At 70.4% G+C, this 17,981-nt stretch carries 16 protein-coding genes and 4 pseudogenes; 9 read left to right on the top strand and 11 right to left on the bottom strand.

Annotation, left to right across the window (positions count from 1 at the left end; all coding sequences use genetic code 11):
• The first annotated feature begins 1,212 nt into the window (after positions 1 to 1,212).
• Positions 1,213 to 1,506 (top strand): CD225/dispanin family protein, encoded by a 294-nt coding sequence (locus ABD340_RS30695; protein WP_344593665.1) that lies wholly within the window; start codon positions 1,213 to 1,215, stop codon positions 1,504 to 1,506.
• Positions 1,507 to 1,510: 4 nt separating this feature from the next.
• Positions 1,511 to 1,909: a DUF2752 domain-containing protein gene (locus tag ABD340_RS30690; protein ID WP_344593664.1), complete on the top strand. Its 399-nt coding sequence runs from the start codon at positions 1,511 to 1,513 to the stop codon at positions 1,907 to 1,909.
• Here the strand turns inward: ABD340_RS30690 and ABD340_RS30685 are convergent.
• The 4 genes from ABD340_RS30685 to ABD340_RS30670 all read right to left on the bottom strand — a co-directional run bounded on the left by ABD340_RS30685 (position 1,869) and on the right by ABD340_RS30670 (position 5,893).
• Positions 1,869 to 3,251: a nucleobase:cation symporter-2 family protein gene (locus tag ABD340_RS30685; protein ID WP_344593662.1), complete on the bottom strand. Its 1,383-nt coding sequence runs from the start codon at positions 3,249 to 3,251 to the stop codon at positions 1,869 to 1,871. The two genes, ABD340_RS30690 and ABD340_RS30685, sit on opposite strands and share 41 nt — an antisense overlap.
• Positions 3,252 to 3,311: 60 nt before the next feature.
• Positions 3,312 to 4,142, bottom strand: a complete 831-nt coding sequence (locus ABD340_RS30680) for a crotonase/enoyl-CoA hydratase family protein (RefSeq protein WP_344593661.1) — start codon at positions 4,140 to 4,142, stop codon at positions 3,312 to 3,314.
• Between the two features lie 37 nt (positions 4,143 to 4,179).
• Positions 4,180 to 4,671 carry a metallophosphoesterase family protein gene (locus tag ABD340_RS30675; RefSeq protein WP_344593660.1) on the bottom strand — a complete coding sequence of 164 codons (492 nt, stop codon included), beginning with the start codon at positions 4,669 to 4,671 and terminating at the stop codon, positions 4,180 to 4,182.
• A gap of 628 nt (positions 4,672 to 5,299) precedes the next feature.
• Entirely contained in the window at positions 5,300 to 5,893 is a 594-nt protein-coding gene (locus ABD340_RS30670) for a hypothetical protein (RefSeq protein WP_344593658.1), read from the bottom strand.
• 448 nt (positions 5,894 to 6,341) lie between these two features.
• Between ABD340_RS30670 and ABD340_RS30665 the strand changes: the two genes are divergently transcribed.
• The 4 genes from ABD340_RS30665 (at position 6,342) to ABD340_RS30650 (ending at position 10,276) form a co-directional block, all read left to right on the top strand.
• Complete coding sequence (locus ABD340_RS30665; RefSeq protein WP_344593657.1) at positions 6,342 to 6,857, top strand: hypothetical protein; 516 nt, start codon at positions 6,342 to 6,344, stop codon at positions 6,855 to 6,857.
• Positions 6,858 to 7,197: 340 nt separating this feature from the next.
• A complete protein-coding gene (locus ABD340_RS30660) occupies positions 7,198 to 7,419 on the top strand; it encodes a hypothetical protein (RefSeq protein ID WP_344593656.1) in 222 nt (73 codons plus the stop codon).
• A 553-nt stretch (positions 7,420 to 7,972) separates the two neighbouring features.
• Positions 7,973 to 8,437, top strand: coding sequence for an STAS domain-containing protein (locus ABD340_RS30655; RefSeq protein WP_344593654.1), 465 nt, complete (start codon positions 7,973 to 7,975; stop codon positions 8,435 to 8,437).
• A 222-nt stretch (positions 8,438 to 8,659) separates the two neighbouring features.
• Positions 8,660 to 10,276: a sulfatase family protein gene (locus ABD340_RS30650; protein WP_344593653.1), complete on the top strand. Its 1,617-nt coding sequence runs from the start codon at positions 8,660 to 8,662 to the stop codon at positions 10,274 to 10,276.
• A gap of 75 nt (positions 10,277 to 10,351) precedes the next feature.
• On the opposite strand, the gene ABD340_RS30645 is transcribed toward ABD340_RS30650, so the two are convergent.
• Positions 10,352 to 10,750 carry a hypothetical protein gene (locus tag ABD340_RS30645; RefSeq protein ID WP_344593652.1) on the bottom strand — a complete coding sequence of 133 codons (399 nt, stop codon included), beginning with the start codon at positions 10,748 to 10,750 and terminating at the stop codon, positions 10,352 to 10,354.
• 193 nt (positions 10,751 to 10,943) lie between these two features.
• Here ABD340_RS30645 and ABD340_RS30640 point away from each other — a divergent pair, with 193 nt between their 5' ends.
• The gene (locus ABD340_RS30640) at positions 10,944 to 11,912 is read left to right on the top strand and encodes an NAD(P)-dependent alcohol dehydrogenase (protein ID WP_344593650.1); all 969 of its coding nucleotides are present in this window, start codon (positions 10,944 to 10,946) and stop codon (positions 11,910 to 11,912) included.
• Positions 11,913 to 11,963: 51 nt separating this feature from the next.
• Here ABD340_RS30640 and surE read toward each other — a convergent pair whose 3' ends face one another.
• A complete protein-coding gene (surE, locus tag ABD340_RS30635) occupies positions 11,964 to 12,962 on the bottom strand; it encodes a 5'/3'-nucleotidase SurE (RefSeq protein ID WP_344593648.1) in 999 nt (332 codons plus the stop codon).
• Positions 12,963 to 13,368: 406 nt separating this feature from the next.
• On the opposite strand from surE, the gene ABD340_RS30630 reads away from it, so the two are divergent.
• On the top strand, positions 13,369 to 13,944 hold the full coding sequence (locus ABD340_RS30630; RefSeq protein WP_344593646.1) for a MarR family winged helix-turn-helix transcriptional regulator: 576 nt from the start codon (positions 13,369 to 13,371) through the stop codon (positions 13,942 to 13,944).
• Positions 13,945 to 14,301: 357 nt separating this feature from the next.
• Positions 14,302 to 14,535: pseudogene (locus ABD340_RS48150) on the top strand (LysR substrate-binding domain-containing protein); the annotation flags it as partial.
• Positions 14,536 to 14,677: 142 nt separating this feature from the next.
• Here ABD340_RS48150 and ABD340_RS48145 read toward each other — a convergent pair.
• The 5 genes and pseudogenes from ABD340_RS48145 to ABD340_RS30615 all read right to left on the bottom strand — a co-directional run.
• A pseudogene (locus ABD340_RS48145) lies at positions 14,678 to 14,926 on the bottom strand (P-loop NTPase); the annotation flags it as partial.
• Positions 14,927 to 15,014: 88 nt separating this feature from the next.
• Positions 15,015 to 15,104, bottom strand: a pseudogene (locus ABD340_RS48140) (iron-sulfur cluster assembly protein); the annotation flags it as partial.
• 37 nt (positions 15,105 to 15,141) lie between these two features.
• Positions 15,142 to 15,231: pseudogene (locus ABD340_RS48135) on the bottom strand (iron-sulfur cluster assembly protein); the annotation flags it as partial.
• Positions 15,224 to 15,367 (bottom strand): hypothetical protein, encoded by a 144-nt coding sequence (locus ABD340_RS30620; RefSeq protein WP_344593642.1) that lies wholly within the window; start codon positions 15,365 to 15,367, stop codon positions 15,224 to 15,226. The pseudogene ABD340_RS48135 and the gene ABD340_RS30620, both read right to left, overlap by 8 nt.
• A gap of 214 nt (positions 15,368 to 15,581) precedes the next feature.
• A complete protein-coding gene (locus tag ABD340_RS30615) occupies positions 15,582 to 17,963 on the bottom strand; it encodes an ATP-binding cassette domain-containing protein (RefSeq protein ID WP_425547478.1) in 2,382 nt (793 codons plus the stop codon).
• Between the last annotated feature and the right edge of the window lie 18 nt (positions 17,964 to 17,981).

Raw genomic sequence — 17,981 nt, 5'->3', positions numbered from 1 at the left:
GCCCCGGGGCGACGTTTTCTACTTTATCAGATCCGCTCGGAGTGTCAATTCCGGGCTTTTCCGACTCGCCTTTCAGGTCCCGCTTGCGCGATCCCTTCCCGGCGTTGTCGCTATTTCATCAGATCCGGCCCGTTTGTCAAAATCGGGCCTTTCCGAAGCATCGCAGGATCGCAGGCATGGCAAAGCCATGTCGGCTTGATCAAGGATGGTTACCCCTGGTCCGGCCGCCACCCATGATGGCGTCACGCATCTCCAAGGGACGAGGAGCCAAGGTATACGCCCAAACCGAGTGCGTCAAACCGACTGGCCACGGCCTGCTCAGACGGCGCGACGGCTTGACCGAGCGAACCACCGCGACGTCGATCACCTGAGCTCAAGTGCCAACTCGACAACAGTGATCATGCTCCTCATCCCGGTTCGGCACCGGCCCCGGCAGGGGCATCGTCGGAAGAGCGATCTTTTGCCTGCGTTGGATCCGGTCCGGCATGGGCTGCGTGAACCCGCGCCGAAGGGCACCAGTCGTGACCTGGGCCCATCACGGTTGGGTTCGACGGCCCCGAGCGCCGCAACGCCGGCGCCGACCTGCACGCCATCAGCACCGTGCAGGGCAACCGGGTAGCCGACAACGGCGACGGTCCGATGGGACCAACCCGAATGCGCCTGTCCATGCCCATGATCGCCGCAGCGAGCGGACACACCGTCTCGAGCGGCCTGGAGCCGGCGGTCTGCGCCGACCTGCGGGCCGCCGATTCCGCTTCTTCACCGTTTCCGAGTGCGGCAAGAGGTCTCCACGGGTCAGGGGGATGGTCGGCTGCCGTTGCGTCCAGCGTGCCCAGCGGCGCGGATGTTCGGTCGGCGCGGTCGAGCCTGCCAGTGCTCGTTCGCCTTCCAGGCCACGTCCGGAGGCCGGTTCCGCTACGCGGCCAGAGATTCCCGGGCCCTGAGCCGGACACACACGACGTCGGCCTTCAACATCTCTTGGCCCTTTGGCCAGCGGCTGCAGAATCGATTTTTGTTCGTGCGCATTCGTGCTTGAGGATACGGAGTGCGCTTCACCTGGGCTTACACATGTAGCTGAGGGTGGTTGTGGCGAGCTCTGGCGGGAAGTTCTGGATCGTTTCCTGAACCGCGCCCGGCGTATTTCCGGAAATTTGCCACGTCGAGGGAATGTCTTCTGGGTTGGCCGTTCTGTCTCTCCTTGGAGGTCCGCCAGTGAGCTACTACCCGCCGCCCGGTCAGGGCGGTTACCCGCAGGCCGCTCCGCCGCCCAACCATCTGGTGTGGGCCATCCTGACGACGATCTTCTGCTGCCTGCCCGCCGGGGTGGTATCGATCGTCTACGCGGCGCAGGTCAACTCCAAGTGGCAGCTGGGCGACCAGCACGGCGCCGTGCGCGCCTCCGACAACGCCAGGACGTGGGCGGTCATCGCCGCCGTCGTGGGCGTGTTCGTGAATGCGATCGCCTCCGCGCTGTTGTTCACCGGCGGGAACACGCCCAACAACTGACGGGATGCGGATTCGCGGGCTGGCGGCGCCCGGCGGTGTGCTGGCGTCGGCCGCCGCCGTGGTGGCGTTCGTCGCCGTGGTCGACCCGAACGAGCCGGGTAACTATCCGACCTGCCCGTTCCTGGCGTTGACCGGGTTCCAGTGCCCTGGGTGCGGTGCGCTGCGCACGCTGCATGCGCTGGCGCACGGGCAGTTCGGGACGGCGATCGCGCTCAATGTGTTCGTGGTGTCGATGGTGCCCGTGCTGGCGTTCTTCTGGCTGCGCTGGACGGTGGCGCGGGCGCGGGGCCGTCCGGCGAGGCGGAAGGCGGGCGAGCCGCGGGTGATCTGGGGACTGTTCGCCGGGGTCATGTGCTTCTGGCTCATCCGGAATCTGCCCTTCGGGGCGTTTCTGGCGGCGTGAGGTCGAGGGGTTCGCCGTCGCCGGACTCCGGCGGCGTCCGGGTGAAGACGTTGAAGACCAGGTTCAGGACGATGGCCGTGATGCCGCCCAGGGTGATGCCGCTGTCGAGGATGGCGGCCACGTCACGGGGCATGTTGTCGCCGAAGGCGGGGATGGTGGCCGGGACCATCGCGGCGGCGATGCTGACGGCGACGACCAGGGCGTTGCGCTCCTGGCGCAGGTCGGCCTTGGCGAGGGTCTGTATGCCGACGACGGCGACCATGCCGAACATGGCGATGGCGGCGCCGCCCAGGACGTCGCTCGGAATCGCGGCGACGTAGGCGGCGGCCTTCGGGAACAGGCCGAGGATCATCATGATGACGCCCGCCGCCACCACGACGAAGCGGCTGCGGACGCCGGTGAGGCGGACCAGGCCGACGTTCTGGGCGAAGCAGGTGTAGGGGAAGGCGTTCAGGACGCCGCCGAGGAAGGTGGACAGGCCGTCGGCGCGGAGGGCGCGGGTGATGTCGCCGGAGGTGACGTCCTTGCCGACGATCTCCCCGGTGGCCTTGGAGTCACCGACGGTCTCGACGACCGTGACCATCATGACCAGCAGCATCGCGATGATGGGGCCGATCTGGAAGGTCGGGGCGCCGTAGTGGAACGGTGTGGTGACCCCGAGCCAGTCGGACTTTCCGACCTGGTCGAAGGTGGTGTCGCCGAACGCCCAGGAGACCGCGGTGCCGCCGACGAGGCCGAGCAGGACGGCGATGCTGCTGAGGAAGGGGCGGCGCAGCCGGTAGAGGGCGAGGATGAACAGCAGCGTGCCGCCCGCGTACGCCAGGTGCTTCCAGCTGCCGTGGTCCTTGGCGCCGGCTCCGCCTGCGGCGTCGTTGATCGCGTTGGGCAGCAGGACCAGGCCGATGATGGTGAGGACGGTGCCGGTGACGACCGGCGGGAACAGCCGCAGCACCCGGCCCAGGAACGGCGCGACCAGCACCATCACCAGCCCGGCGGTGATGGTGGCGCCGTAGATGGCCAGCAGCGCCGCGGTGCCGTTCTCCGCGCCCTGCCCGATGGCGATCATCGGGGCGACGGCGGTGAAGGTGACGCCCTGCACGATCGGCAGCCGGATCCCGAACTTCCAGAAGCCCAGCGACTGGATGATGGTGGCGATACCGCAGGTGAACAGGTCGGCGTTGATCAGGTAGACGAGCTGCTCGGCGGACAGGCCGAGCGCCCCGGCGACGAGGATCGGCACGACGACCGCGCCCGCGTAGAAGGCCAGCACGTGCTGGAAGCCGTACAGAGCCAGTCTGGGGATGGGAAGCACCTCGTCGACGGGGTGCTTGGCCTCGGCCATGCTGTCGCGCCTTCCGTTTTGGAGCGTTACCTCGGCGTGCGTCGGAAGTCTGCCTTGCGGTCAGGTGAAGGACGGGGGCCGCTTCTCGAAGTAGGCGCGGACGGCCTCGACCTGGTTGGGCGAGCCCCGCAGCGCGTCCAGGGCGCGCGATTCCTCCAGGAGCTGCCCGGCCAGGTCGGGTCCGTCGGTGGCGCGGTTGAGCAGGCGCTTGGCGGCGCGGATGGCGTCGGGGCTGCGGCCGGCGATCTCGCGGGCCAGGTCGAGCGCGGCGGCGCGGGGGTCCTCGGCGGTGCGGGTGGCCAGGCCGAGGCGGACCGCCTCCTCGCCGGAGACCATGCGGCCGGTGAAGGTGAGTTCCTTGGCGACGTCCTCGCCGACCAGGCGGGCCAGTGCGGCGGTGCCGGTCATGTCGGGGACCAGGCCCCAGCGGATCTCCAGCACCGACAGCCGCGCGTCGGGGGCGACGATCCGCAGGTCGGCGCCCAGCGCGATCTGCAGGCCGCCGCCGAGGGCGTGCCCGGCGACGGCGGCGATCACCGGCTGCGGCAGTTCCCGCCAGGTGTGCACGGCCTGCTGGGCGAGGTTGGTGATGCGGCCGGGTTCGCGGGCGACGATGTCGGTGGCCAGGCGGCGGGCGCGGACACTGGCGTCGGCCTCCCCTTCGCCGGCCATCGCGGCGAAGTTGGCGAAGTCGAGTCCGGCGCAGAAGGAGCGGCCCTCCCCCGACAGGACGACGGCCCGCACGGACGGGTCGGCGGCGAGTGCGTCGCCGGTGTCGGCGAGCGCTTCGAACATGGCCATGTCGAGCGCGTTGAGCTTGTCGGGGCGGTTGAGCCGGACGTCGGCGACGCCGTCGCCGTCGACGCTCACGGTGACGCGTGTTTCGGTCATGGCAGCTCCTCGGCTGGGGCGCCCGGCCCGTCCGGGCTCAGGTCACGGGGACGATCTCCGCGTTTACCAGACGGCCGTCCCGGATGTCGAGCAGTCCGAGGGTGCCGTGCGGCTGGCGGCGCCGGTCGGTGGGCGAGCCCGGGTTGAAGATCCGCAGGTCGCCGTCGTTCTCGTCCAGCGGTATGTGGGAGTGGCCGAAGACGACCAGCTCGGCGGCCGGGAACCGGCGGCGCATCCGGGCGAGGCGGCCCTGCTTCCGGCCGCTGTCGTGCACCATCGCGATCCGGAGCCCTTCGATCTCGAACTCCAGGTGCTCTGGAGCGCCCCAGGCGGCGACGTCGGGGCCGTCGTTGTTGCCGAGCACGGCCTTGACCGGCGCGTACTCGGCCAGTTCGGTGAGGACGTCGGCGGTGCACACGTCCCCGGCGTGCAGGATCAGGTCCGCGTGCCGCAGGTGGGCGGCGACCGCGGACGGGCAGGAGCGCCAGCGGCGGGGCGCGTGGGTGTCGGCGAGCACGACCACGTTCATCTCCTCTGTTCTACCCGGCGCCGCGGTTGTCTTACGGAGGTGGCTACATGTGTGCGCGAGCTGTTCGAGGCCGGGGCCGGGGCGCCTTGAGCGCTTTCTGACCCGCTGGTACGGGCCGCCCGACCGGGAGCCGGTTCGGTGGACGGGCCCCGCGCTCGCGCCCGACGCCGGGGACGGATGGAGCGTGTTCTGGGCCGGGAACCAGCACGTCTGGCTCCGGGCCTGCGCCGGGGACGTCCCTGACCCGTACGTTCACGACCGGGAGAACACCCTTGACCTCGCGCGGCGGCCATGGCGGCCGACCGGGGTGCGGTCGTCGGAGTTCCTGGTGCACGTCGCGGCCTTCGAGGCGGTGATGGGCGCCCGGTACGTGGCCATGCCCCTTGGGGCGGACGGCCCGCGCCGCGACCGGATCCTGGCCCCGCTCCGGCGGCTCGCGATGCCTGCCCGGCGCCGGCCCTCGCCCGGCTTCGCGGTGTACGCGGGGGAAGGTCTGCTCGGCTTCGACGCGCCGTCGGACGCCGGGCACGAGCTCTGGGTCGCCGCCCGCGACCCCGGCGACCTGCGCTTTCTCGACGACGTCCGGGGCGTCGAGTGGGAGTTGCCGCCCCCCGGTTCGGGGGGCGGGTCAGGACAGCGGGTCGTAGTCGAGGGAGAAGCTGCGCCGGATCCATGCGCGGACGGCCTCGCGGTCGTTCCGGTCCGGGCTTTCGGGCCCCTCTGCGGCCTCGCGCATCCTGGCCGCCGTCCGGGAACGGTCGTGGGCCTCGACCAGCCGGCCGTCCTCGAAGATCAGCTCCTGCAGGTCCTCGTACTTCCATCCCGCCTGGTAGCCCATATGGACGTAGTAGGAGGAGTCGAAGTCACGCCCGATCAGCAACCCGCCGGTGAAGGGGACGGGAACGTCCAGCCCGCTGTACGCCGGGTGCCGGGGCGGGGGCAGGAAATTCTCGGAGTCTTCGGCCTCTTCGGGGTCGTGGGGCTCGTCGGGCCGGACGCCGAAGACCTCCGGCCGGTCGTCCAGGCCCAGTTCCAGCCTGGTCAGCTTCAGCGCGTCGTCCAGGACGGCGTATCCGGCCACGTACCCGCGCCAGCAGGCCGTCGATATCATCCGCACCCGCAGCCCGAGCGAGGCGGGGTCGAACAGGCCCGTCCCGTTGGCGCCCGTCAGGGCGTACGGCTTGCCGCGGTAGGTCACCTCGTCGGAAATCTGCCCCGTCATGGTCGTCAACCTAGCCCGGATCACCCCGCTCCGGTGGATCGATGATCCCAGTGGGTGATCAATCCACCCCGGGCCTTCGACTCGGGTGGGAAAAAACTGTAAGGATCGATTCACTTCACCTCTTTGACCTGCGGAGTTACGGTCAAATCCCTCGTCTTCGCCCGGTCCGGCCGTCCGCCCCTGGACCGGTTCCGGGCGGTCGCACGACGGGGGACCGAGGGGGCGGCCGGGTCCCGGGGAAGAAGACCACTCCCTTGCACCGGTCCCGAGGCCCGGCCGCCCCGCCTGCCGAGGGTGTGTCTTTTGGGTCTTGTCCAGGTGCGTGCATCGCGAGGCGGAGGAGGGAGTCAGTCCGGGTTCGGCTGTCGACCGACAACGCGGCGAGGTGCGTGCCTGGGCGGCGCGCAACAGAACGTAGATCCGTAAGACACGCCCAAGGGGGTGGCCGATGCACGACCGCGCGTTCCAGGACGGTTCGCCCGAGCGGCGGACCACGGTGACCTTCGACCTGGACGTCCTGCTCACGGTGCTTCCCGCACCGGGCGGGGACCTGCCGCTGGTGTTCCTGGACGATCCGAGGCGCACGCCCGCGCCCGAGGCGGGGGCGGGCGGCGAACCGGTGACGGCGCTGCTGGCGGCGTGCCTGCAGACCGGGCTGGAACTGGTCACCGACGCGCACGACCTGCTGGTCCCGCCGGCGCCGGGGTGGCAGGTGTGGCTGGACCGGCAGGGCACCCTGACCGTGCGCGGCCCGCGGGATCCGCCGGCCCGGCCGTTCTGCCGGGTCGAGCGGCTCGGGGCGCCGCCCGGATGGGCCGCGGCGGCCTTCCGGCTGGGCCATGTGGTGCTGTTCGCCGGGTGCATCGACATCGCCGACGACGCCATGACGCCGGACGTGCGGCTGACGTCGGCGGCCGCCGGCGGGCTGCTCGCCGTCGGCGCGATCGGCTACCGGCCGGGGTGACACCCGGCCGACGGCCCCGCGGGGAACGCGGGGCCGACACCGGCCGCGGGCCGGGCGGACGGACTGCCCCCACCACCCCACGCACCCGTCCGCCCGGCTCGCATCGCACCCCGAACTCCGATACTGCGGGATATTTGGGGATTTCATCCCCTTTCTAGGGGTTGCCGGCGGGCAATGGTTCACGGCCGCTCTTCCGCGCAGCCCCTCGCCGAATACCAATGGGCGAGTATAAAAAAGATCACACGGAAGGGTGGAGACGCGTCGGCGACCTTCATAGAAAAAGCGACCGGCAAGGTAGATCTTTCCAGTCCGGGGGCCGCCGCCTGTTACGGTCAAGGACATGAGCAATGCGACCGGAAAACTCCGCGAATCGTGGGAGGCGGCTCGTGACGACCTGCGTCACAAGATCGCCGAAATCCCCATGCGGCCGGCCGATCGGCGCGCCCTGATCCGTTCGCTCGACGCCTACCACGCCACCCTGACCGCCTGGCTCCTCGGCCGCGACACGTCCCTTCACCACCCCTCTGAACTGCGCAATCGCCACCTCGAAGGCGGGCACTGACGGCCCGCCCGAAGGCGCCGGACCCGCGCCCGGGCCGCGTCCCGCACCGCCGCGCGGCCGATCGGGACGGTCGCCGCCGCCCCCACCCGCGCCCGTCCTGCAGGCCAGGACGGCCACCGCGCGCCCCGGCCCGCCCACAAGGCCGCGGCCGATCCGATATGCCGTATACCGAGCGGGTGTGGGCCGACAGGAAGGGCACGAGCCACCGCTCGTCATTCCCGTCAGGACACCTTTGAGTGGCGTCCAGCGCACATGTCCGGCCGTATCACGGTTCGGATAATTGTTTTATGCCATAGCGCTATAGAGCCCGCTCGGAAGGGTCCGCCATGCTCCGGTGTCCCCTCACCGCTTCCCGGTCGGACGAGGACGCCCTGGTCGCCCGAAGCACCCTCCCCCTCGCCGCTGCCAAGCCCTGGGCAGATCTCTGCCCGAACTTGACCATTTCTTTCAGGTTTCGCTCAGGTTCGGGGTTTAAGGTCCAGTCACGTGCTCATCGAGGAGCACGAGCGACCGGCGATGGGGCCGATGACGGCCCGGGAGGGAGCGCTCAGCGATGAAGGTCGGTGCTGACCGCATCTCCGAGACCACCGGGCCGGCAGTGGTGCGGTTCCCCGCGGAAGTGGACCTCAGCAACGGCGACCTCCTCCTGACGGAGGCGCTGCGGCGGTTGCGGGAGGGGGCGCCCGCTCTCGTCATGGATCTGGGCGGCTGCTCGTTCTGCGACTCCAGCGGCCCCAACGCGATCTTCCGGGCCAAGGTGCGGGCCGACGCGATGGGCGTCCCGCTGCTGGTGGTGCTGCCCCGAACCGGCCTGGTGCGCCGGATCTGCGACATCGCCGGCGTGACCCGGCGCGTGCCCACGGCCTCCGACATGGAATCGGCCCTGGCCATGCTGGCCGTCCCGGCCAAGCCCGGCCCGGTGGCCGCGGAGACGGCTCCGCTGAACACCCCGCCCGCCCGGCCGATGCCCTCGGGGAACGGCCGTCATGGGCCGGGAGGAGGCCGCCGCGCCTCCTAGGGCATGGCGCCGAACTCACCGCGTTGCCGCAGACCCGCCTGCGCGACGATCGCGCGGGACGGGCCGCAAGCCCTGACGCCTTGAGTAACGGCCAACTGCACCACCCGTTTCCGGTCGGCACTTAATCCCTGCCTCCGTGCTGCCACTCCCGCCTTCCCAGCCATTTCTCAGGTTCATCCACTCGAATGGCCGGACAGCAACCGCGAGGCGGAGGTGGGAAACATGCCGTGGAAATCGAAGACCGGCCGCGGACGCCGGCGCGCCCTCACGATCGTGCCGGCCACCGCGTTCCTGACGACGGTTGCAGGAATCGCCGGATGCGGCGCCCCGGCCGAATGGGCGGGCGCCGACGGCGCGGGCAAGGAAAGGCCCAACGTCGTCGTCATCATGACCGACGACCAATGGCTGGAATCGATGCGGGTGATGTCGCGCACGCGCGGGCTGATCGGCGGGCAGGGCGTGACGTTCTCGCGCTACTACGCCTCGGAGCCGCTCTGCTGCCCGTCACGGGCGTCGTACCTCACCGGCCAGTTCGCCCACAACAACGGCGTTCGGCACAACGCCCTGCCCCAGGGCGGGTACGAGAAGCTCAACGACAAGAACACCCTTCCGGTGTGGTTGAAGAACGCCGGATACGCGACCTCGCACATCGGCAAGTACCCCAACGGCTATGGCAGGCGCGACAAGTACTACGTACCGCCAGGGTGGACCGAATGGCGCGGCTCCCTCGACCCGACGACGTACCAGATGTACGGCTACACGCTCAATGAGAACGGCAGGCTCACGACCTACGGCAAGGCCGACGTCGAGGACCCGAAGTATTACCAGACCGATGTCTACCGCGATAAGGCCACCGATTTCATCAAGCGCAGGTCGTCAGGAGACCGGCCGTTCTTCCTCAGCGTCGCCTTCCTGGCGCCGCACGGCGAGAACGGGGGAATCGGCCCGGCGCCCCGTCCCGCCCCTCGCCACAAAGGCAGGTTCTCCGACGAGCCGCTGCCGCGCAAACCCTCGTTCGACGAGGCCGACGTGAGCGACAAGCCCGGCTACATGCGCAACCGTCCGAGGCTCGACGCGGCGGCCAAGGAACGCGTCCAGACCGGTTACCGGGGCCGCCTGGAAGCCCTCCTCGCGGTCGACGAAGCAGTGGGAGGCATCGTCGAGACCTTGGACAGGAGCGGGGAGCTCGACAACACCTACCTGCTGTTCACCTCCGACAACGGCTTCTTCTTCGGCGAGCACCGCATCCCCGCCGGCAAGTACCTGCCGCACGAGGCCTCCGCGCATCTCCCGTTCATGATGCGGGGTCCTGGGCTGCCCACCGGCCGCACGTCACAGGAGGGGGTCGCCAACATCGACCTCGCCCCGACGATCGCCGAGGCCACCGGGGTGCGCCCGGGCCTCATGGTGGACGGCCGCTCCATGCTCCCCTACGCCCGCCGCCCCGACCTGCGCACCACCAGGCCGCTCCTGCACGAAGGCGGCGACGGCGCCCTGCCCACCGTCGTCGGCGGCAACCAGCAGGGGCCGACGGCGGCCGACACCGCAGGCCGCGCCGCCGCCCAGGGCGACCTCGACCAGGACCTCCCCGGGCCCCGCAAGCGGAACCAGAGGCAGGTCCTCAGCATCGCCTACGAGGCCATTCGTACCGAGCGCTACCTCTACATGCGTCTCAAGAGCGGCGAACGGGAGCTCTACGACTACAAGACCGACCTGTACGAGCAACGCTCCGTCCACAACGATCCCCGGTACGCCCAAGTCCGGGCCCAGCTGGACCGTCACCTCACCCGGCTCCAAGGCTGCAAGGGCTCAGCCTGCCGGCAGGCCATCCCGCGCTAGGGCGAGTCTTATGGGTCTTGTTCGTCGTGAGCGGCGTTCAGGTGCGTGCATCACCAACCTGTCCGGACAGCACACCTAGGCCCCTGAGCGGGCCTTCACGGCGTCCCATGCCCCGTTGAAGGCGGCGCGGAAGAGCTCCCCCACTCCGAACGCCTCCAGCGTCGCCAGCGCGCCCGCCGTCCGCATCGCGTCGGCCTGGGTATGGACCTCGAGCCCCGCCAGCCGGACGATCCGCACCTGCCAGGCGCCCACGTCCACGCCCTGCTCATGGGCGAGCAGCCGTCCTCGGGTGCAGCCGTCCGCGGCCCACCCGAACCAGTCCGCATACTGCACGGGGTTGAAAGGGCCGGTGTTCTCGGCCACCCCCACGACAGGCCCGTTCGACTCGCGCACGAGTTCGACGCCTACATGCGCGAAATGCCCGATTCCACCCTGCTGCCTCTGCAGCCGGTACTCACCACGCCCCCAGATCACGTCACCAGTATCTCCGTGCAGGACTCCGTCACACCGCCATCGACCTGCGCCTGGCGGCCCCGAACACCGGAAGCCGGACCACGCGGGCCGGCCGGTGGCCGCTTCCGGCCCGCTGAACGGCCATCCCTCCGGCCACGGGCGGCGAAACCCTGGACGAAGCGCCCGCTTCGACCTCCAGGCCAGGGAGAACGCCATGAAAGCGATCGTCCAGGACGTCTACGGCTCGGCCGACGTGCTCGAGCTGCGGGACATCGACCGTCCCGTGCCCGCCGACGACGAGGTGCTCGTGCGGGTACACGCCGCGGGCGTCGACCCGAGCGTCTGGCACCTCATGACCGGCCTGCCGCGCGTTTCCCGCCTCGCCTTCGGCCTCCGCCGCCCCAGAAACCCGGTCCGCGGCTGGGACGGCGCCGGCCGCGTCGAGCAGGTCGGCGCGAAGGTGACCGGTCTCAAGCCGGGCGACGAGGTCTTCGGCAACTGCGACGGCTCTTTCGCCGAATACGCCCGGGCCAAGGCCGACAAGGTCGTCCCCAAGCCGGCCGGCCTCACCTTCGAGCAGGCCGCCGCCATCCCCGTCTCCGCCCTGACCGCGCTGCAGGCCCTCCGTGACAAGGGCCGCGCCCGCGCCGGCCAGAAGGTCCTCATCATCGGCGCCTCCGGGGGCGTGGGCAGTTTCGCCGTCCAGATAGCCCTCGCCCATGACCTCGAAGTCACCGGCGTCTGCGGCCCCGACAGCACCGACTTCGTCCGGTCCCTGGGCGCCGCCCACGTCATCGACTACACCAGCGCGGAGATCACCGACGCGGGGCGGCGCTACGACATCATCGTCGACAACGCCGGCAACCGCCCCTTGTCGCTCCTCCGCCGCGTCCTGGCCCCCAGGGGCACCCTGGTCATCGTCGGCGGCGAGGGCGGCGGCGCCTGGCTCGGCGGCATCGACCGCGCGTTCCGCGCCTCCCTCCTCTCCCTCTTCGTCCGCCAGCGGATGGGCACCTTCTACAGCACCGCCCGCCACAAGGACCTCCTCACGCTCAAGGACCTGGTCGAAGGCGGCAAGCTGGCCCCGGCGATCGACCGCACCTATCCCCTGACGGAAGCCCAGGCCGCCGTCCGCCACCTGGAAAGCGGCCATCCCAAGGGCAAGCTCGTCCTCACCATCTGACACCCCATGTGAGCCGCTCCGATGCCTCGTCCCGCGGCACCGGGACGCGGGTCAGTCGGCAAGGGCGGCCGACCGCAACCAGGCGAGGTCGCCGGTAGCGTCGCGGTCGGCCGTTATGGCGCCGACGCTGATATGGCCGTTCACCAGTGCCGCCGTGTCGCTGCGCGGATCGAGGCTCGGTGCGGGCTCCGCGGGCCCGAACGTGAGCCGATAGGTGTCCGTGCCCGCCGCCGTGTACGCGAAGCGGTCGAGCTGCACTCGTCCCAGGCGTGTCCATCGCGGCGAGGGGGTCGTACCGTGGGCGACGTCCGGACAGTTGATGTTCAGCAACAGCCGGTGCTGGACGAGCTTCCCGGCGGCCTTCCGGGAGAACAGACGGGCCGCGACCTTCGCCGCGAACACGGCCGCGGTCCGGTACGTGTCGTCGGACGGGACGCTCGTGGCACGCGTGCCCGCACTGACCGCCACCGCCGGCAGGCCCTTCTCCACGGCGGCGGTCGCGGCCCCGACGGTCCCGGACAGGTTCGCCGCCAGGTCGGTGTTCGCGCCCGGATTGACGCCGGTGAGGACGAGGTCGGGTCCGCCGCTCCACCCGACCCGTTGGGGCAGGAAAGCGCCCAGTGCCACCTCGACGGCGTCGGCGGGCGTGACGGAGGAGGAGGCCGGTGTGCACGTGGAGGCCCCCTGGCAGACGCCCACGACCAGCCCGCCGGAGGGCGCCGTCGAGCAGTCCTTGACGTACTGCGCGGGCGTCGCCGTCGGCGGCGCGACGGTGACGTGCGGTGAAGCGGCGGTGGAACGGCCGCGGCCGCCCTGCTGCGCCCATGGGCCCACGACGACGACGTCGGCCTTCGCCTCGCACAGCGCCTTGCGGAGGACGAACAGTCCGCGTCCGTCCTTGCCGTCGTCTCCAGCGGCCTGAACCGAGTCGTCATTGGCCAGGAGGATGCGCTTGCCCGCAAGGGCGCTGAGATCGGCGCCCGGCCCATGTCCCCGCTGTGCGCTCGCACCGCCTGCCACGGTAAGGGTCAGGAGCCCCGCGAGAGTCATCCTCGCAGCACATCGGCCACGCTGCCGGAGCCCCTCGCGCCTCGGCCGTTTCAGTTTCACTCCTGCGCCTCCCCAGAGTCGACGACAGGACGACTCTGGACTTCGGACACGATCCCGGGCGATAGAAGGCAGCAAGCTCTAACCACCGATTACTTCAACAGCGACTACTCGGCAACGCCGGATGCCGGCGCCGCCGACCGGCACGTCCGAGCCCTCCGAAGTTCCGCCGCGCGGTTCTGGCCGCCCTTCACCAGATCTGCTTGGACTCAATAATTTTTCACTAGGGCTTTTTGCCGAGGCCGACGGCCACACGTCCAGTTGTATCGGAGCCTGTGAAGTCTCGGACTAAACTGTTGCGGTGCGGCCGGTCCGACCGTCGCACCATCCCGGACACCAGGAGCGAACGATGGCAGCACGGTCTCGGGGCAGCGCCGCCTCAGCCACCAACGCCTCGGAGGCCAAGGCGCAGGCCGACCCCATCGACTGGGCCCGCCACTTCTGGCGCCGCCACGACCTCGGCGACTCCGAAGAGGCCTTCATCGCCATGAGCTCGGTGCTGCGCATCCACCGCCTCATCGTCGAGGCCGCCGAATCCAGGCTCCGGCCGCACAAGCTCAACCTCACCGACTACATGCTCCTGATGACCCTCCAGCTCAGCGAGACCGGAACCCGCCTCATCAGCCAGCTCGGCCGCAACCTGATGGTGCACCCCTCCACCGCCACCCTGGCCACCGACCGGCTCGAGGCACAGGCCCTGATCGAACGCACCCCGCACCCCACCGACCGCCGCGCCATCCAGGTCTCCATCACCGCCAAGGGCCGCACGGTGCTCGCCGAGACCACCGACGCCCTCCGCGAGATCGCATTCGGCCTGCCCGGCAGCGAGATCGACGATCAGAACACCCTCATCGAAGTGCTCACACGCCTGCGCCTGGCCGCCGGCGACAGCGAAGCCCCGCTGAAGACCATGCGCGCGAAGTGACCGGGCCAGGTTCCGCTGCGATCCACGCAGGTGGTCGATCCTGCTTCGCCGTCCACGGTGAGCCGGGCGGGGCGCTCGTGATGACCGGCTCCCGGCCGGCGACGATCGAGATCGGCGCCCCTCACCTCTGACAACACCGCGGCGCGCTGGGCGGCGGGGCCGGGGACTCCCGAGCTCGCCGACCTCGACCTGCTCCTTTCGGTCAAGATTCATCGAGGACCCGGCCGCGCACGGCGAGCTGCACGAGCTCGTGGTCGCCGACGACGAGCCGGTCGTGGTGGCCGGCCCGAGCCATCCCTGAGCGGGCGTCCGCGCCCCGCTCACCGGCGCGGACCTGGCGGCCAGGACGCTGGACGGGTGCTCGGCGACCTGCGGGACGACAAATCGCATCTGGGGCTTTCCTCGACCGCGGCCATCAAGGAGCCGGTCGGGGCGGGCGCCGCCGTGCTGAACGCGCTGGCCGTCAAGCACGAGCTGCGCACCGGCCAGCTCGTCCGGGTCCCGGTGACGGGGATCGAGCTGACCAGGCGGCTGCGCGCGGTGTGGCGCCGCCGCACCGAGCCGTCCCCGCAGGCTCGGGTCCTGCTGCGGATCGCCGCCCGGGCCGGGCGGGGCGCACCCGGCGCGCGGTCCCTAAACGGGGAGAGCGGAAGAGGCACCCCGACCAGGCTGCGGCGTGGTGACCACGACGACCCGCGCGTCCTGTACCAGTTCGAGCAGGGAGCGCGTCCAGTTCGCCCCAGTGGACGTCGTCCAGGAACTGCTGCAGCGCCTGTGCAGCATGGGGGCGCCACACCAGCGGCTCGGTCCCGTCGACGAAGAAGCCGGTCGACATCAGCCGCACGCCGTGCGCCTCGACGGGCAGCATCGCCCCGCCGAGCGCGATCGGGGCGCGGCGGACGCCGAACAGCGACGGGATCGACGGCCCCCACACGTCGGCGTCCAGGACGCCCACCCGGTGACCCGCACGGGCCAGCGCCACCGCCGCGCACCCTGCCGGTCTCCCCGCGCAGCCGCTCGCCCAGTTCGGCCCGCCGGCACGCGGTCATGGCGGCGAGCTCGACCCTGACCTCCCGCGTCCCCGGGACGGCACGCGCCGCGGCCTCGACGTCGGCGCCCAGCCGTTCCCGCATGGGGCAGCCGGCGGTGGTGAGGAGGATCCGGATCCGGCCGCGCCGCCCCGGCCCGCACCTCGGCGACCATGCCGAGGTCGGTGATCGGACGGTGCAGCTCGGGGTCCTCGACCCCGGCGAGGGCGGCGCGGACGGCCCGCTCGAGATCAGACATGGAAGGCCCGCCGCTTCGGTTTCACCGGGCGCATCATGAACTCGGGGCGGCGCAGCCCGGCGGCGTTCGGCCCGGGCCGGGTCATGGCCGGCCACTCCCGATAGACCTCGCGCGACCTGCGGGTGTCGACGACCACGTCGCCGTACTCGTCCCCCGTCCAGCCTGCGGGACGGCGTGGGCCAGCCCACCGTCGCGGTGCCGTCCTCGTGCCGGACGCCGATCGCCCCGGCCTCCCCGATCAGCGGCGGCACCGAGTCGGGGGCGTCGGGCGGCGCAGCACGCCGATGAGGTCATAGCCGCCGGCCATGGCGCTCGCCCCTCGCGGGGTGTCTGTGAAGGTCTGAGGTCGGTCAGGCGTCGATGTAGGCCGCGAGGTGTTCGCCGGTGAGGGTGGAGCGGGCGGCGACGAGGTCGGCGGGGGTGCCTTCGAAGACGATGCGGCCGCCGTCGTGACCGGCGCCGGGGCCGAGGTCGATGATCCAGTCGCTGTTCGCCATGACCGCCTGGTGATGTTCGATGACGATGACGCTCTTGCCGGAGTCGACGAGCCGGTCGAGCAGGCCCAGCAGCAGCTCGACATCGGCCAGGTGCAGACCGCTGGTCGGCTCGTCCAGGACGAGGACACCGCCCTTGTCGCCCATCCGGGCGGCCAGCTTCAGACGCTGCCGTTCGCCCCCCGACAACGTGGTCAACGGCTGGCCCAGACCGAGATAGCCCAGCCCCACGTCGGCGAGCCGGTCGAGAATGCGGTGCGCGGCCGGCGTGCACGCCTGGCCTTCACCGAAGAACTTCCCGGCCTCGGTCACCGACATCGCAAGCACCTCGCTGATGTCGCGGCCGCCGAGACGATACTCCAGCACCGAGGCCTGGAACCGCTTGCCCTCGCACTCCTGGCAGGGGGTGGCGACACCGGCCATCATCGCCAGATCGGTGTAGATGACACCCGCACCATTGCAGGCGGGGCAGGCACCCTGGGAGTTGGCGCTGAACAGCGCCGGCTTCACCCCGTTGGCCTTCGCGAACGCCTTGCGGATCGGATCGAGCAGCCCGGTGTAGGTCGCCGGATTGCTCCGCCGCGACCCCCGGATCGCGCCCTGATCGATCGACACCACCTCGTCCCGCCCCGCCACCGAGCCGCCGATCAGCGAACTCTTGCCCGAGCCCGCCACCCCGGTGACGACGACCAGCACCCCCAGCGGGATGTCGACATCGACATCGCGCAGGTTGTTCGCCCTCGCACCACGGACCTCCAGCGCGCCGGTGGCCGTCCGCACCTTCTGTTTCACAGCGGACCGGTCATCGAGATGACGGCCGGTGAGGCTGTCGCCGGCCCGCAGCCCGGCGACGCGGCCCTCGAAACAGACCGCGCCACCGGCCGCACCGGCCCCGGGACCGAGGTCGACGACGTGGTCGGCGATCGCGATGGTCTCGGGCTTGTGCTCCACGACCAGCACCGTGTTGCCCTTGTCCCGCAGCCGCAGCAGCAGATCGTTCATCCGCGCGATGTCATGGGGATGCAGACCGATGGTGGGCTCATCGAAGACATAGGTGACGTCGGTGAGCGGGGATCCCAGGTGGCGGATCATCTTGGTGCGCTGCGCCTCACCGCCCGACAGAGTGCCCGAGGACCGGTCGAGCGAGAGGTAGCCCAGCCCGATCTCCACGAACGACTCAAGGGTGTGCCGCAGCGCGGCCAGCAGCGGCGCCACCGAAGGCTCCTGCAGACCGCGAACCCATTCGGCGAGATCGCTGATCTGCATCGCGCACGCGTCGGCGATACCGATCCCGTTGATCTTCGAGGAGCGGGCGGCCTCGTTGAGCCGGCTGCCGCCGCACCCGCCACAGGCGGTGAAAGTGACCGCCCGGTCCACGAACGCCCGAACGTGCGGCTGCATCGCCTCCCGGTCCTTGGACAGAAACGCCTTCTGAACCTTGGGAACCAGCCCCTCATAGGTCACATTGATGCGACCGACCTTCACCTTGGTCGGCTCGCGATACAGGAAATCGCGCAGCTCCGCTTCGGAGAAGTCACGGATCGGCTTGTCCGGGTCGAGGAAGCCCGACTCCGCGAACACCCGTGCATACCCGGCGTCGCCGTTGTAACCGGGGATGGTGAACGGGTCCTCGTTGAGCGATTTGCCGTCGTCGTAGAGCTGGGCCAGATCGATGTCGCTCACACTGCCCCTGCCCTCGCAACGCGGGCACATTCCGCCGAGAACGGTGTAGGTCTTCCTCTCGGTCTCCCCCTTGCCGGCACCGCGCTCGACGGTGATCGCGCCGCTCGCCCGGACCGAGGCGACATTGAAAGAAAATGCGTTCGGCGAGCCGATGTGCGGCTGCCCGAGCCGGCTGAAGAGAATACGCAGCATCGCGTTGGCATCGGTGGCGGTACCGACCGTGGAACGGACGTTGGCGCCCATCCGCTCCTGGTCGACAATGATCGCGGTCGTCAGCCCCTCGACCACGTCGACGTCGGGCCGCGCCAGGGTCGGCATGAAGCCCTGCACGAAAGCGCTGTAGGTCTCGTTGATCAGCCGCTGCGACTCCGCCGCGATCGTGTCGAACACCAGCGAGCTCTTGCCCGAGCCGGAGACACCGGTGAACACCGTCAGCCGCCGCTTCGGAATCTCAATGCTGACGTCCTTGAGATTGTTCTCGCGCGCGCCGTGCACCCGGATCACATCGTGGCTGTCGGCAGCGTGCGGCGCACGCGACCGCCCGTCCGTCCTCATCATGTCTCCCCTCGTTAC

Origin of the sequence: Actinomadura vinacea (assembly GCF_039532545.1) — a bacterium.
Classification (GTDB): domain Bacteria; phylum Actinomycetota; class Actinomycetes; order Streptosporangiales; family Streptosporangiaceae; genus Spirillospora; species Spirillospora vinacea.
The sequence above is the reverse complement of the archived record's forward strand: the minus strand, read 5'-3'. Positions and strand labels throughout refer to the sequence as shown.

Bases quoted from the DNA above. Each gene is read 5' to 3' on its own strand.
- ABD340_RS30690 (WP_344593664.1), top strand. From the start codon at position 1,511: ATGCGGATTCGCGGGCTGGCGGCGCCCGGCGGTGTGCTGGCGTCGGCC.
- ABD340_RS30685 (WP_344593662.1), bottom strand. From the start codon at position 3,251: ATGGCCGAGGCCAAGCACCCCGTCGACGAGGTGCTTCCCATCCCCAGA.
- ABD340_RS30680 (WP_344593661.1), bottom strand. From the start codon at position 4,142: ATGACCGAAACACGCGTCACCGTGAGCGTCGACGGCGACGGCGTCGCC.
- ABD340_RS30675 (WP_344593660.1), bottom strand. From the start codon at position 4,671: ATGAACGTGGTCGTGCTCGCCGACACCCACGCGCCCCGCCGCTGGCGC.
- ABD340_RS30670 (WP_344593658.1), bottom strand. From the start codon at position 5,893: ATGACGGGGCAGATTTCCGACGAGGTGACCTACCGCGGCAAGCCGTAC.
- ABD340_RS30665 (WP_344593657.1), top strand. From the start codon at position 6,342: ATGCACGACCGCGCGTTCCAGGACGGTTCGCCCGAGCGGCGGACCACG.
- ABD340_RS30660 (WP_344593656.1), top strand. From the start codon at position 7,198: ATGAGCAATGCGACCGGAAAACTCCGCGAATCGTGGGAGGCGGCTCGT.
- ABD340_RS30655 (WP_344593654.1), top strand. From the start codon at position 7,973: ATGAAGGTCGGTGCTGACCGCATCTCCGAGACCACCGGGCCGGCAGTG.
- ABD340_RS30650 (WP_344593653.1), top strand. From the start codon at position 8,660: ATGCCGTGGAAATCGAAGACCGGCCGCGGACGCCGGCGCGCCCTCACG.
- ABD340_RS30640 (WP_344593650.1), top strand. From the start codon at position 10,944: ATGAAAGCGATCGTCCAGGACGTCTACGGCTCGGCCGACGTGCTCGAG.
- surE (WP_344593648.1), bottom strand. From the start codon at position 12,962: ATGACTCTCGCGGGGCTCCTGACCCTTACCGTGGCAGGCGGTGCGAGC.
- ABD340_RS30630 (WP_344593646.1), top strand. From the start codon at position 13,369: ATGGCAGCACGGTCTCGGGGCAGCGCCGCCTCAGCCACCAACGCCTCG.
- ABD340_RS30615 (WP_425547478.1), bottom strand. From the start codon at position 17,963: ATGAGGACGGACGGGCGGTCGCGTGCGCCGCACGCTGCCGACAGCCAC.